Genomic DNA, 13,957 nt, shown 5'->3' with positions numbered 1-13,957 from the left:
TGTATCCATGACAATATTTTGATTGTATTGAGTTTCATCCATACGATGCCTCCCATGCAACCTGAACATCAAGGGGCTCCAGAATGGAACGTACATCGAACCTGCAACACCACACCACGGAAAAGACCGCGAGCGGATGGCTCAACGGGTTCATCGGCGTGCTCATCTTCAGCGGCTCGCTGCCGGCGACACGGGTGGCCGTTCTGGAATTCGATCCGGTCCTCCTGACGGTCGCCCGGGCCAGTATCGCTGCCATTCTGGCGCTGTGCTTGCTGGTGCTCTTCAAGGAAAAACGGCCAGCCAGGAATCAGCTGCTCTCCCTGGCAATCGTGGCCCTGGGCGTTGTATTAGGGTTTCCACTGTTGACCGCACTGGCGCTGCAATATGTAACGTCTGCGCACTCCATCGTCTTCGTTGGCCTGTTGCCGCTCGCCACCGCAGCGTTCGGGGTCTGGCGCGGTGGCGAGCGGCCCCGGCCGGTGTTCTGGTTTTTCTCGGTGCTGGGCAGCCTGCTGGTGGTGGGGTTTGCCGTCTCCCAGGGCCTGACGGCTTCTCCGGCGGGAGACATTCTGATGTTGCTGGCCATCCTGGCGTGCGGGTTGGGCTATGCCGAAGGTGCGAAGCTTTCCAAGACACTGGGAGGCTGGCAGGTGATTTCCTGGGCCTTGGTGCTGTCGCTGCCCGTCATGGTCCCGCTGACCTGGTTGCTGGCCCCGTCTTCGCTCTCGGCAATCACCCCGCCCGCGTGGTTGAGCCTGGCTTATGTCTCGCTGTTCAGCATGCTGATTGGCTTCGTGTTCTGGTATCGCGGCCTGGCTCAGGGCGGAATCGCCGCCGTCGGCCAGCTTCAGCTGCTGCAGCCGTTTTTTGGCCTGGCACTGGCGGCCACGCTACTGCATGAGCAGGTCAGCCTTGGCATGCTGGGGGTGACCGTCGCGGTGATTCTTTGCGTGGCCGGGGCACGCAAATTCTCGAAATAGACAGCTCGGTCAGAAACCGACTGTTGGTCGGCCTTCGGGATCGCAGGAAGACTAATCTTTTAATGTAGGGACTGAATTGTCGTGGTGGACCGGCCTCCGGGATGTTACCGGTCCATCGCAGTACTGGAGAGGAGGAATGAAAATGGCCAACTTCGCGAAAAAATTGCCGGTACACACCGACGAAGACAAAACCAGTCGGCAGCCGACGGTACAAGACCCTTGGCGGCCCCTGGAAAAACTGCGTCAACAGGTCGATCACCTGTTCGAAGACTTCAATCGTGGCTCTATGCTGACGCCCTTCAGACGTGGTCTGTTCGATGTCGAACCGTTCTGGAGCCGGGATTTTATCGGCCGAAGCCTGCCTGCCGTGGACATCACCGAGAAAAATGAAAGCTTCGAAATAACCGCAGAGCTGCCGGGCATGGACCAGGATAATATCGAGCTCACACTGTCCAACGGCAACCTGATCATCAAGGGTGAAAAGAAAGAGGACAAGGAAGAAAAAAGAACAGGCTATCACCTCTCGGAGCGTCACTATGGCTCCTTTCAGCGGGCATTCAGCCTGCCTAAAGGCGTCGACACCGACAAGATCGAAGCCAGTTTCAACAAAGGTGTGTTGAGCATTTCGCTGCCAAAAAGGCCCGAAGCCATCAGCGCAGATAAACGGGTACCCATCAAATCCCGTTAACTCGCCGAGACCGCCCTTGACGCAACCAGAAGCCCCTTGTCGGGAAACCGGCAAGGGGCTTTTTTCTGAGAGGGAGCGGATCAAAAATGTGCAAGTCAGCGCGGCGCCTGGCCGTCGACATGACACTACGCAGCACTGCACGTCGACTAACCCGACATTATGGGGATGACGTTCATGAACACACCTTACCAAAACATGCTGAACCAACTGTATGGCACGCATACCCACATAGACGAGGCCTCCATCGTCCCGCTCCTGCGTCAATACGCCGAGCCCCTGCCGGCACTGAACTCACAAGCCTTTGGTGAAATGTTCGACCGCTACGCGGATGCGCGCGTGGTGATGATCGGTGAAGCCAGCCATGGCACCAGTGATTTCTATCGGACCCGGGCAGCGATTACCCAACGGCTGATCGAGCAGCACGGGTTCAATATCGTGGCCGTTGAAGCAGACTGGCCAGACGCGGGTCATGTGGACCGTTATGCCCGGGGGCTGGCGCGCTCGGCCTGGGCACGACACATTTTCAGCCGGTTCCCGACCTGGATGTGGCGCAACACCGATGTGAGAGCGTTCACCCATTGGCTGCATCGTTACAACCACAAACACGCGCCTGAACATCGCGTCGAGTTTCGCGGTCTGGACGTTTACAGTTTGCGCAATTCCATCCACGAGGTGCTGAGCTACCTGGACCGTGTCGACCCGCCGCTGGCACACGAAGCGCGGCGTCGCTATGGCTGCTTGACCCCGTGGCAGGATGATCCTGCACTGTACGGCCACTTTGTCGAACGCGACGGCATAATGCCCTGCGAGCATGCGGTAGTCGAACAGCTCAATGCCATGCTGGCCGAGCAACTGGCCGGGGCCATCAAGGATGATGAGGCGTTCTTCGATGCGACGCAGAACGCCCGGGTCATCCAGGCGGCGGAACAATATTACCGAGCGATTTATCGAGGTTCGACGACCTCCTGGAACCTGCGTGACAGGCACATGTTCGACACGTTACGCGCGTTGCTCGAACACCGCGGCCCTCAAGCCAAAGCCGTGGTGTGGGCGCACAACTCCCATATCGGCAATGCGGCCGCCACGGAAATGGGCTGGAAGGGTCAGTTCAATATCGGTCAACTGTGCCGCAGTGCCTATGGGCGCGATGTCGTTCTGATCGGCATGAGCACCGACCGTGGCCAGGTGGCCGCGGCCAATGACTGGGATGGCGAGATGCTCATCAAGGAGATCCGGCCGTCTCGGCCAGACAGTTGGGAGCGCCAGTTCCTCAACGCCGGCGTCCCGGCTTCATTGACCGACTGGCGGGATCCACAGCGAAAAGAGCTGCGCCGAGCCCTGTCCAAACCGCTGCTGGAGCGGGCCATCGGTGTGATCTATCGACCCGCGAGCGAGCGTAGCAGCCACTACTTTGAGTCAGTGCTGACCGAACAATTCGACGCCATGGTCTGGATTGAACAGACGCAACCGGTAACAGCGTTGCCCCTGCCGAAAAGCCAGGCGCTGGAACCGGAAGACGAAACCTTTCCATTCGGCATATGACAGGTGCCGATCGACATCAGCCACTCGGGAGTGAGCGGGCAGATCACCGCATCGACTTCGCTACACAGCGCCGCGATCACACCTGTCGGTTTGTATCACACAGCCTTGAGCTCTCCAGACCGCAGGAGCGCTGCAAGGCATCTGAATACTGCAAATGTTCGCGTCCTTACCGGATCCAGCATAAGCTTTCTCTAGGGTCCTCCCTGAAGTCTCCTTGTTGTTGATTTTTATCAAGAGCGCTGACATGTGCGGGAAGATCATGGCGTGTATCGGTGGCAGCGTCGCGTTCCGGCGCCTGATCCGCGTCATGCTGGTATGCGTCTGCGCACTGGCCTGGAGCGCGGACGGCGCCGCACAGAGCGCCGAACCACGCGTCACGATCCTTGTTTACCACCGTTTCTCGGACACGGCGGACGACTCGATGACCGTACGCATGAGCACCTTCGAAACCCAGTTACGCTTCCTGCACGAGCACGGCTATCACATTGTGTCGCTGCGTGAGGTGGTCGACTGGCTGCGGGATCCTGATGCGACGTTGGCGTCAAAGCCGGTGGCGATCACCGTCGACGACGGGCATCGTTCGGTATACGACAAACTGCTGCCCGTCGTCCTGCGCGAGCGTTTTCCGGTGACCCTGTTTATCTATCCATCGGCCATCTCCAACGCGTCCTATGCGCTGACCTGGGAGCAGTTGCGAACCCTGAAACAGACCGGCCTCTTCGACATCCAGTCGCATACGTACTGGCATCCCAATTTCAACGTCGAGCGCAGGCACCGCACGCCCGCGGATTTCCAGCAATTCGTCCGTACCCAACTGCAAAAATCACGTCAACGTATCGAGTCGCAAACCGGTGTACAGCAGGTCGACATGCTCGCGTGGCCGTTCGGTATCTATGACGACGAGTTGATCGCACTCGCCCGCGACGAGGGTTACGCAGTGGCCTTCACACTAGACGCGCGCAAGGCCGACCGGCACGCGCGACTACTCGCCCTGCCGCGTTTTCTGATGAGTGATGCCTACGGCGTACGCGCGTTCGCGCAGTTGCTCGGCGAGCCGAACACCCCGCCGACACCCGCAGTGGGGAACCTGCGATGACCTTCATCCGCGCATTGAGGCGCTATGCGATCCCGGCGCTACTCGTCGTCACTGCCCTGCTGACCGGGCGAGGCGCACTGGCCGTCACCGGTGTCGTGCTCGATTCGAACACGCAGAAACCGCTTGCCGACGCGATCATCACGACCTCGGCCGGCGTGATGCGTACCGACGAAAACGGGCGGTTCGAGACGGCCGAGGCGGTCGAGAGTGTCGCAGCCCGCGCCCCAGGGTATTTGCGCACCGAGGCCAAAGTGAGCGACGAAACGCCCGTGACGCTCGCGCTGACCCCGTTTCGCCCCAAAGCGGTCTATCTGTCGGTGTTCGGTGTGACCAATTCGACCCTGCGCAACAACGTTGTCAGCCTTAGTGAAAACACCGAAATCAATGCATTGGTGATCGACGTCAAGGGTGACCGTGGCCTGACGCCCTATCGCAGTGTGGCGCGCGAAACGATCGGCGCCGCGGCCCATCTGACCACACGGGCACCTCAGATGCGCGACTTTCCGGCGCTGCTTGCCAAGCTGCGCGCGCAACACCCGTACCTGATCGCACGCATCGTGGTGTTCAAGGACGATCCTTTCGCCAGCGCGCATCCAGAGTGGAGCGTGCACACCGCTGACGGCCAGCCGTGGCGGGATCTCGAAAAACTGCAATGGATGGATCCGTTTTCGCACGAGGTCTGGCAGCACAATCTCGATGTCGCCGAGGAGGCCGCGCAGATGGGTTTCGACGAGATCCAGTTCGACTACGTGCGTTTTCCCGACAAGAGCGGGCTACGCTTTGCCCTCCCCAACAACCGCGCCAACCGGACCGCGGCGATCATCGGTTTTCTGCAGGCCGCACGCGCACGGCTCGCCCCCTACAATGTATTCGTCTCCGCGGACATCTTCGGCTACGTCTGCTGGAATCAGGACGATACGGCGATCGGCCAGCAAATCGAACTGCTGGGCGCGGAGCTCGACTACATTTCTCCGATGTTGTACCCGTCCGGTTTCACATGGGGGTTGCCGGGCTTTAGCGACCCGACAGCCGACCCCGGCCAGATTGTCAGGCGTACCCTGGCAGAGGCGATGCAGCGCACCCATCTGCCGGGCGTGCGCTTTCGTCCCTGGTTGCAGGCCTTTCGCGACTATGCCTTCGATCGTCGCCCGTTTGACGAGGCCGCGATCAGTGCGCAGGTTAACGCCGCCGACGCCGCCGACACCGATGGATGGATGTTATGGAACCCACGCAATCACTACGAAGCCGCCGATCTGCCACACCATTGATCGCCGTGCTGAAGCGCTGGGCGATGCTGCTTGGCCTGGCGATGGCGGCGCAAATTGCCTGCGCCACTAATCTCGATGCGCCGGCGCGCCTGCAAGCCGCACAGATCGTCGAAGGCCAGATCGCCGCCAGACGCGTTCCGGGGGCCGTTGTCCTGATCGGTGATTCCACGCAGGTGTTCTATCGCCAGGCCTTTGGACAACGCACAACGACGCCCCCCCGCGAGCCGATGACGCTGGACACCGAGTTCGATCTGGCATCGCTGACCAAGGTCATCGCGACGACCACGGCCATCCTGCAACTGGCCGAAACGGGCCGCATCAACCTGGACGCACCCGCTGCACGGTATTGGCCTGCCTTTGGGTCGCACGGCAAAGAAGCGGTGAAGGTGCGTGACCTGCTTACGCACACGTCCGGGCTGCGGCCAGGTTTGTCTGGGCGGCCACCCCGTGCGGGCCGCAAAGGTGTGTTGAGTGCCATCGCGGCGCAGCAGCTGCGCAACGCGCCGGGTGCCCAAGTCATTTACAGTGATCTGAATTTCGTGGTGCTCGGCGAGCTGGTCGAACGCATCACCCACAGCCCGCTCGACGTCTATTGCCAGGCTCACATCTTCGGACCGCTGGGCATGCGCGACACGGTTTTTCTGCCGGATACCCCGCGAGCGATACGCAGCGCACCGACACTCGCCACCAAGGCAGGCACGCTGCGGGGGCGCGTACACGATCCGACGGCGCAATGGATGGACGGTGTCTCCGGCAACGCCGGGCTGTTTTCCACGGCGGACGATCTCGCGCGTTTCGCACAGATGGTATTGAACCAGGGGCGCGCCGGCACCCGACAAATCCTGCGGCCTGCGAGCATCGCCGCCCTCACGAGCGCCGCTTCGCCGCTCGATACCGTGCCGTGGCGCGGCCTCGGCTGGGAACTGGCCGCACCGTTCGTGCCGAACCATGATCGTCTGCCGCCGATTGGCGTCATCGGCCATACCGGATACACCGGCACGGGGCTGTGGATTGATCTGGTGACCCGCCAATTCATCGTCATCCTGAGCAACCGGGTGTATCCCGATGACAGCGGTGACGCTCGCCCGCTTCGTGCGCAATTGCTTGCACTGATGGCAAGTCGCGCAGCACCTGCGAACGGCGCGCAAATCGGCCGGTTGCTGCCCTCGGCATTGCCGGCGCTGCGTGCCGCCGATCGCCTGCCCTCCTCGACGGGCCCGGTGCAGACAGGCATTGACGTGCTTGAGGCACAGCAATTTGCCCCACTCGCCGGCCTGCGCGTGGGCTTGATCACCAATCGCAGTGGTTTTGACGCCAAAGGCCGACGCACCGTCGACGTCCTCGCACACGCCCCAGGTGTCAGGCTGGCGGCATTGTTCTCACCGGAGCATGGGCTGAACATCGACGTGGACGAGCGGGTCGGCGACACCCGCGATCCGGCGACGGGCCTCACCGTGCACAGTCTCTATGGCGCAACGAAGCGCTTCCCGGCCGGTTCGCTCAAAGGGCTGGATGCGCTGATCTTCGACATTCAGGATGCCGGCGTGCGCTTCTTCACCTATGAAACGACACTCGGCTACGCACTCGAAGCCGCAGCGGCGCAAGGCATTGTGCTGTTCGTACTGGACCGGCCCGACCCGCTCGGCGCGCAGCGCTTCGGCGGGCCGGTAATGGACAGTCGCCGCGAATCGTTTACCGGCTATTTCCCTGCACCGCTACAGCCCGGCATGACAGTCGGCGAGCTGGCGAGTCTATTCAACCGCAACAAGCACATTGGTGCGGATCTGCGTGTTGTGCCGATGCAGGGATACCGGCGCACGATGACCTTTGCCGACACCGGGTTGGGATGGGTGCCGCTCTCGCCGAACCTGCGCACGCTATCCCAGCTGGACCTGTACCCGGACATCGGTTTGCTCGAAGGCGCGAATCTGAGCGTGGGGCGCGGCACACCGCACCCCTTCGAGTGGGTCGGCGCGCCGTGGATCGACGCGACCCGGCTCGCAAACGCGCTGAACGCGTTTGACGTCGGCGCGCATTTCGAGCCGGTCGACTTCGTCCCCACCGAATCAAACTGGCATGGTCGGCTCTGTCATGGTGTGAGCATCACCCGCGTCTCAACGCCTGCGCAGCGTCCTGTAGCCAGCCTGGGGCTGGCCCTGCTCGCCACCCTGCACACGCTCTATCCCCACGTACTCGACCTGGCGGCGACCCGTGATTCGATCGGTTCGCAAAGCGTGTGGCAGGCGATTCACGACGGCGCGACACCTGACGCGGCGCAGGCGCTCGACGCGGTGCCGCTTGCGCACTTCGCGCGGCTACGGCAGGAGAACTTGCTGTATTGACCCTCTGCGCGAGGGAGAAGCTGAAGCAGGCTATCTTTATTAAACGGGTTGGCCGTTGTCTTACCGATACGCGTTCCCACTCTGAGCCAAGGCCATGAAAAAGAACGACCAGTGGAACCTGTCCTACTTGGCGATCGCTTTTATCGTCATGGGCCTCATGCAGGTTTTCTTTGTCGAGCACCAGGCTGTGCAGCCCCTCCCCTACAGCCAGTTCATGCAATTGTTGAACGAGCAGAAAGTCAGTGACTTGCAGATAGACAAGGACCGGATCAGCGGCAAATTGGTGGAGCCCATCGACGGACGCGACCGGTTCTCTACGGTGCGGGTCGATCCGTCGCTGGCGACCGAACTCTCCCAATCGGGCGTCGGTTTTACCGGGGTCAACGAAAACACCTTTATGAACAGCCTGTTGGGCTGGTTGTTGCCGTTCATAATGATCATGGTGTTCTGGAATTTCCTGTTTCGCGGGATGGCGGACAAACAAGGCCTTGGCGGGTTGATGAATGTCGGCAAGTCGCGGGCCAGGATCTTTGTCGAACGTGACACCGGGGTGACCTTCGCCGATGTCGCGGGCATTGACGAAGCCAAGGCCGAGCTGGTGGAGATCGTCTCGTTCCTCAGGGACAAGACCCGATACGCACGCCTGGGCGCACACATCCCCAAAGGCACCCTGCTGGTCGGCCCGCCGGGCACCGGCAAGACCCTGGTGGCCAAGGCCATCGCCGGTGAAGCCGGTGTGCCGTTTTTCTCGATTTCGGGGTCCGAGTTCGTCGAAATGTTCGTCGGGGTCGGTGCGGCCCGGGTCCGCGACCTGTTCGAACAGGCACGCCAGGCGGCGCCCTGCATCATCTTCATCGATGAACTGGACGCGCTGGGCAAGATGCGTGGCGTCGGCGTGTTAGGCGGCAATGATGAAAAAGAACAGACCCTCAACCAGTTACTGGCCGAGCTGGACGGCTTCGATCCCCGTGAGGGCGTGGTATTGCTGGCCGCCACCAACCGGCCGGAAGTCCTCGACCCGGCGCTGCTACGGGCCGGCCGCTTTGACCGGCAGATTGTGATCGACCGCCCCGATCGCAAAGGTCGACTGGCAATCCTTACTGTTCATCTCCAGAAAGTCACCGTGGAGCCAGGGCTCGATATCGCGCGTATCGCCGAAATCACCACCGGTTTCACCGGTGCCGACCTGGCAAACCTGATTAACGAAGCGGCCATCGTCGCCACCCGGCGCGACGCCGCAGCGATCAGCCTCAACGACTTCACTGCCGCGGTAGAACGCCTTATCGCGGGGCTTGAACGCAAAAGCAGCCTGCTCGACCCCGACGAACGCCGGGTGGTGGCCTATCACGAGATGGGGCATGCCCTGGCCGCCAGCAGCCTGCCGGCCATGGACCCGGTTCATAAAGTGTCGATTGTGCCCCGCGCCATCGGCTCGCTGGGCTATACCTTGCAGCGACCGACCGAGGATCATTTCCTGATCAGTTGCCAGACGCTCAAGGATCGGATTGTCGTGCTGATGGCCGGGCGCGCCGCCGAGGACCTGGTCTATGGCCAGATATCCACCGGGGCCGCCGACGATCTGGGCCGAGCGACCGATATCGCCCGGCAACTGATCACCCGCTTCGGCATGAGCCCCGAGCTCGGACAGTCAGTGCTGGAGAAGCAAACCCCAACGTACCTGGGAGATCGCATGGCCACGATGGGCGAAAAGGATTATTCGGAACAGACCGCTCGGGAAATCGACCTGGGTATTCGTGCCCTGCTCGATGAAGCCTACCAACGGGCCAAGGCGCTGCTCCAGAGTCGTCGGGCCGACTTGGACGAAGGTGCCCGCCTGTTGCTGGAAAAGGAAACCCTCACGCCCGAGGAGTTTCCACCGCTGATGCCCTTCAAGCCCACTCCGGCATTACCGCGCCCCTGACGCCACCGATCAATCGTGAGCCGTTCGGTGTTTTTTCCGGCACCGTCCACCAACAACGCTAGGCTTACGGATGACGTGGCGATGACTCGTCATTTTGCAGGGAGCGCAAAAAATGGAATTAATTGACCGTTGGCAGCCTCTCTTTCTCAGGACAGCCTGTATCAGGGAGGAATGCCGCCATGCAGATTTCTAATCATTACAAATGGTCTGCCTTGGCCGCCATTGCTCTGACCCTCTTCAGCGTACTGATATTTTTGCTGATCAAGTCCTACTCGTACGACACATCGACCTACTTCGAATCGCGCGACTTCGTGCGTCAACTCAAACAATACGATGCCAACTGGAACGTGAAGGTCCTGCGGGCCAAAATCGGCATGAACAACAACCTGCTGCTGGCGGCACCTCCTGAAACGGAAGAGCGCTGGGAACAGCTCGATAGCCTCAACGCGGTCGGCCCGCTCTCGACCCTTTGGCAATCTCGACGCCAGGGTTATCTGGATGCGGTAGAAAGCAAAACCCGGTTGGTTGAGCAATTCAAACAGCACAACACGGCCCTGCGAATATCATTCGAGGCCCTGCCTGAGCTGGAAGATGCCATTCGAGTGTTGATGGAAGATTCCAGCCACAAACGCTCGTCGGTGGATGCTGCGGCGGCCTCGGTGGTGTTCGATCTGACCCTGGACACCCTTGAATACGCCCTCTATGTCACCAGCGAAAGGGCTGAGGAAATTTCCGGACATCTGAAATATCTGGATGAATACATCAATCAACTGCCGCTTGAACGGCGCCCGCCTTTCACTGCCCTTGTAGACGCTGTGAATGCCATTGTTCGAGAGCAACCCATCGTCAATGACCTGGTTGATCGCATCAGTGTCATTCCGGTCGCACAGCAACTGGACAGCATCAACGAGTTATTGAACGAGACACAACGGCGCACCGCCGCGACAGATCGCCAATACCACCTTTACCTGGGGATCTGCGCCAGCATCATGGCACTGCTGTTGCTGTACCTGGCCGCCCGTCTGATTCGCAGTTATGCGCTGATCAACAAGATGAACAACCAATTGCAGACGGCAAACGAGCGACTGGAGCAACGCGTCGAGGAGCGCACCCGCGAACTGTTGGAAGCCGAGCGCGAACTGATCAACGCCGCACGGATGGCCGGTATGGCAGAGATCGCGACCAACGTGCTGCACAACGTCGGTAATGTACTGAACAGCGTGAACGTCTCCGCGGAATTGATCACCCGCAAATTGTCGACCAGCAAAACCCTCGGCCTGGGTAAAGCAGTCAAAATGATCAATGAACATGCCGAAGACCTGGGGCAGTTCATGACGCACGATGAAAAAGGCAAACTGCTGCCCCTTTACTTCAATCAACTGGTCGATTCCATCGCGGCCGAGCAATCGAGCATCGTTGACGAGCTGGCGCAACTCACCAAAAGCATCGATCACATCAAGGACATCGTCGCCACCCAACAGGCCTATGCCGGCGCCGCCAGACTGGTCGAGCCGTTGAATGTCGTCGATCTGTTCGAAGATGCATTACGCATGAATTCCGGCGCCTTGAGTCGGCACCATGTCACCGTCATCAAAGACTACCAGGCCACACCGACCATCATCGGCGACAAACATCGACTGCTGCTGATCCTGATCAACCTGATCAGCAATGCCAAGTATGCGATGTCCAGGGTCAGTGATCATGAGCGCCGTATGACGCTGGGCGTCAGGATTATCGATAACGCAACGCTGCGCTTCAGCGTAGAGGATCAGGGCGAAGGGATCGCTGCCGAGAACATGGCCCGCATCTTCAATCACGGCTTTACCACGCGCAAGGAAGGCCATGGTTTTGGCCTGCACAGTTGCGCGCTCGCAGCGGTGGAGATGAACGGACACCTTCGCGTCCATAGCGATGGACCCGGCCAGGGAGCGGTTTTTACCCTGGAGATTCCGCTGGAGACGGCGCAAGTATTGCCTGCTGCCGTAAGCCTGTAGCCGTCAACCCACCAGCGCAATCAGTTGTTGGCGTTGCGCATCCGTGAGCATCGGGCCTCCACCTGCACCGGCGTTTTCCGCCATGCAGCGCGGGTTGCCTGTGCCGGGGATGACGCAGGTCACCGCCGGATGAGCCAGCAGGAACTTGAGCGCCAGTTGCGCCCAGCTATTGATCCCCACTTGCGCAGCCCATCCCGGTAACGGTTTGCCTTTCAAGCGTGCGAGCAAGCCACCGCCGCCAAAGGGCCGATTGCAGATCACCGCCACACCGCGCTCGCGACACAGCGGCAGGATTCGCTTCTCGACAGCGCGGTCGTCCAGGGCATAGTTGATCTGCAAAAAATCCATCGGTTCGGCTTTCAACACCGCCTCCACTTCGTCGTAGGCCGACGCCGTGTAATGGCTGATGCCGATGTAGCGGATGCGCCCTTCTGCCTTCCATTGACGCAAGGTCGGCAAATGGGTTTTCCAGTCCAGCAGGTTGTGAATCTGCATCAGGTCGATCCGGTCGGTCTGCAACAGTTTGAACGAGTGCTCCATCTGCGCGATGCCTTCTTCGCGGCCACGGGTCCAGACCTTGGTGGCCAGGAAGGCCGGCGAGCGCGGCCGATGGATCGACAGCAACTCACCGGTCGTCTGCTCGGCACGACCGTACATGGGTGAACTGTCGATCACCTTTCCACCCTTCTCGAACAAGGCACTGAACACCGCGTGCAGTTGTTTGTAAGCGGCATCGGAAGGCGCGACATCAAAACCGCGATAAGTGCCCAAGCCGACGATGGGCAACGGCTCGTTGCTGGAAGGAATGGCTCGGGTCAACATGTTCTTGCCTCCTGTGTGGCGAGGGGGCTTGCCCCCGTTCGGCTGCGTAGCAGTCGTAAAACCGTTGCATGTGGTGTACCGCGATTGCAGGTTTTGGGGCCGCTTCGCGACCCAACGGGGCGATGCGGCGTTCCGACAAGCCCCCTCGCCACAGAGGTGCTCGCACCCACATGGGCATGGGCGACTCTCCTGCACAGCTGAAATTGCTGGGCTACACTCTGGCAATGCTCCAGCAATAGCTGTCCCAAGGACCGAAGCAGTCCATGTCGTCCACTAAACTTAGCCGAATGTCGCGAACCCTGGTGTCTCTCTTCGCTTTCATTGCCGTTGCATACCTGCTGCTCTGCGCCGCGCTGTTCGTGTTTCAACGGGCCCTCATCTACTATCCGCAACCTCGCGCCATCGACACACCCGAATCGCTTCTTGCCTTGTCAGTCGCCGACGCGCAGGTGCTGGTAACCGTCAGGCCGCACGACGGGCCGAAGGCGTTGATCTACTTTGGTGGCAATGCCGAGGACGTTTCCCGCAGCCTGCCCGGGTTTTCGCAGGCGTTTGCGGATCATGCGATCTATTTGCTTCATTATCGAGGCTACGGTGGCAGTACCGGGTCGCCCTCCGAGGAGGCGATTCAGCGTGATGCCATGACCTTGTTCGACTTTGTCTACAACACCCACCCCGATATCGCCGTGATCGGGCGCAGCCTCGGTTCGGGCGTTGCCGTGCGTCTGGCCAGCCAACGCCCGGCCTCGCAGCTGATCCTGATCACGCCCTACAACAGCCTTGAAGACCTCGCCGCCCGCCAGTTTCCCTGGTTCCCGGTGAAATGGCTGTTGCAGGACAAGTTCGAATCCTGGAAATACGCCGCTCACATCACCGTCCCGACGTTGTTGGTTGCGGCCGAACACGACGAAGTCATACCGCGCGCAAGCACAGACCAGCTCTACACCCATTTCGCCAAGGGTGTGGCCTCGCTGCAGGTCATACCGGAAACCGGCCACAATACGATCTCCGAGAGCCCTAAATACCTTAAGATGCTGGGTGCCGCGTTGTGAGGGCCATCACAACCGCAGGCCTATATGGAGGCGGGCATCAGATCGAAATGAACACTTAACATTTTTTTTACAATTCAACTGGCATGGTATACGGCTGCGAGTTCTGCGGCTCATGATGAGCATTGCGCAGACCTTTAACAGAACAACGGAGCGTGGCATGGAGCCATCGGTGGTATCGACTCAAAAAAATACGTTGATCAGCAAACACTTACAGGGGGTTGTCATGCAAAGGCGTCCTTTGCGCAGGATGGG

The 13,957-nt window shown here is 60.2% G+C and carries 10 protein-coding genes; 9 read left to right on the top strand and 1 reads right to left on the bottom strand.

Annotated features, from left to right (window positions below):
• Positions 1-83 precede the first annotated feature (83 nt).
• The 8 genes from AC1RO5_RS14230 to AC1RO5_RS14195 all read left to right on the top strand — a co-directional run bounded on the left by AC1RO5_RS14230 (position 84) and on the right by AC1RO5_RS14195 (position 11,831).
• Positions 84-980: a DMT family transporter gene (locus tag AC1RO5_RS14230; RefSeq protein ID WP_493175662.1), complete on the top strand. Its 897-nt coding sequence runs from the start codon at positions 84-86 to the stop codon at positions 978-980.
• Positions 981-1,122: 142 nt separating this feature from the next.
• Positions 1,123-1,668 (top strand): Hsp20/alpha crystallin family protein, encoded by a 546-nt coding sequence (locus AC1RO5_RS14225; RefSeq protein ID WP_026345838.1) that lies wholly within the window; start codon positions 1,123-1,125, stop codon positions 1,666-1,668.
• A gap of 174 nt (positions 1,669-1,842) precedes the next feature.
• Positions 1,843-3,210, top strand: a complete 1,368-nt coding sequence (locus AC1RO5_RS14220) for an erythromycin esterase family protein (RefSeq protein WP_493175660.1) — start codon at positions 1,843-1,845, stop codon at positions 3,208-3,210.
• 214 nt (positions 3,211-3,424) lie between these two features.
• Complete coding sequence (locus AC1RO5_RS14215; RefSeq protein WP_493175658.1) at positions 3,425-4,306, top strand: polysaccharide deacetylase family protein; 882 nt, start codon at positions 3,425-3,427, stop codon at positions 4,304-4,306.
• Positions 4,303-5,574 carry a putative glycoside hydrolase gene (locus AC1RO5_RS14210; protein ID WP_493175656.1) on the top strand — a complete coding sequence of 424 codons (1,272 nt, stop codon included), beginning with the start codon at positions 4,303-4,305 and terminating at the stop codon, positions 5,572-5,574. The genes AC1RO5_RS14215 and AC1RO5_RS14210 overlap by 4 nt, the downstream gene beginning before the upstream one ends.
• Complete coding sequence (locus AC1RO5_RS14205; RefSeq protein ID WP_493175655.1) at positions 5,526-7,916, top strand: serine hydrolase; 2,391 nt, start codon at positions 5,526-5,528, stop codon at positions 7,914-7,916. The genes AC1RO5_RS14210 and AC1RO5_RS14205 overlap by 49 nt, the downstream gene beginning before the upstream one ends.
• A gap of 94 nt (positions 7,917-8,010) precedes the next feature.
• The gene (gene ftsH, locus AC1RO5_RS14200) at positions 8,011-9,837 is read left to right on the top strand and encodes an ATP-dependent zinc metalloprotease FtsH (RefSeq protein ID WP_493175653.1); all 1,827 of its coding nucleotides are present in this window, start codon (positions 8,011-8,013) and stop codon (positions 9,835-9,837) included.
• A gap of 179 nt (positions 9,838-10,016) precedes the next feature.
• Positions 10,017-11,831 carry a DAHL domain-containing protein gene (locus tag AC1RO5_RS14195; protein WP_493175651.1) on the top strand — a complete coding sequence of 605 codons (1,815 nt, stop codon included), beginning with the start codon at positions 10,017-10,019 and terminating at the stop codon, positions 11,829-11,831.
• 3 nt (positions 11,832-11,834) lie between these two features.
• Here the strand turns inward: AC1RO5_RS14195 and AC1RO5_RS14190 are convergent, their stop codons facing one another.
• Positions 11,835-12,653 (bottom strand): aldo/keto reductase, encoded by an 819-nt coding sequence (locus AC1RO5_RS14190; RefSeq protein ID WP_493175649.1) that lies wholly within the window; start codon positions 12,651-12,653, stop codon positions 11,835-11,837.
• Positions 12,654-12,916: 263 nt separating this feature from the next.
• Here AC1RO5_RS14190 and AC1RO5_RS14185 point away from each other — a divergent pair, with 263 nt between their 5' ends.
• On the top strand, positions 12,917-13,705 hold the full coding sequence (locus AC1RO5_RS14185) for an alpha/beta hydrolase (protein ID WP_493175647.1): 789 nt from the start codon (positions 12,917-12,919) through the stop codon (positions 13,703-13,705).
• The last annotated feature ends 252 nt before the right edge of the window (positions 13,706-13,957 follow it).

Source organism: Pseudomonas sp. GW822-FHT02G04 (assembly GCF_058802085.1).
The sequence above is the reverse complement of the archived record's forward strand: the minus strand, read 5'-3'. Positions and strand labels throughout refer to the sequence as shown.

What these genes read in the sequence shown, in the direction of transcription:
- AC1RO5_RS14230 (WP_493175662.1), top strand. Translation starts at nt 84, where the DNA reads ATGGAACGTACATCGAACCTGCAACACCACACCACGGAAAAGACCGCG.
- AC1RO5_RS14225 (WP_026345838.1), top strand. Translation starts at nt 1,123, where the DNA reads ATGGCCAACTTCGCGAAAAAATTGCCGGTACACACCGACGAAGACAAA.
- AC1RO5_RS14220 (WP_493175660.1), top strand. Translation starts at nt 1,843, where the DNA reads ATGAACACACCTTACCAAAACATGCTGAACCAACTGTATGGCACGCAT.
- AC1RO5_RS14210 (WP_493175656.1), top strand. Translation starts at nt 4,303, where the DNA reads ATGACCTTCATCCGCGCATTGAGGCGCTATGCGATCCCGGCGCTACTC.
- AC1RO5_RS14205 (WP_493175655.1), top strand. Translation starts at nt 5,526, where the DNA reads ATGGAACCCACGCAATCACTACGAAGCCGCCGATCTGCCACACCATTG.
- ftsH (WP_493175653.1), top strand. Translation starts at nt 8,011, where the DNA reads ATGAAAAAGAACGACCAGTGGAACCTGTCCTACTTGGCGATCGCTTTT.
- AC1RO5_RS14195 (WP_493175651.1), top strand. Translation starts at nt 10,017, where the DNA reads ATGCAGATTTCTAATCATTACAAATGGTCTGCCTTGGCCGCCATTGCT.
- AC1RO5_RS14190 (WP_493175649.1), bottom strand. Translation starts at nt 12,653, where the DNA reads ATGTTGACCCGAGCCATTCCTTCCAGCAACGAGCCGTTGCCCATCGTC.
- AC1RO5_RS14185 (WP_493175647.1), top strand. Translation starts at nt 12,917, where the DNA reads ATGTCGTCCACTAAACTTAGCCGAATGTCGCGAACCCTGGTGTCTCTC.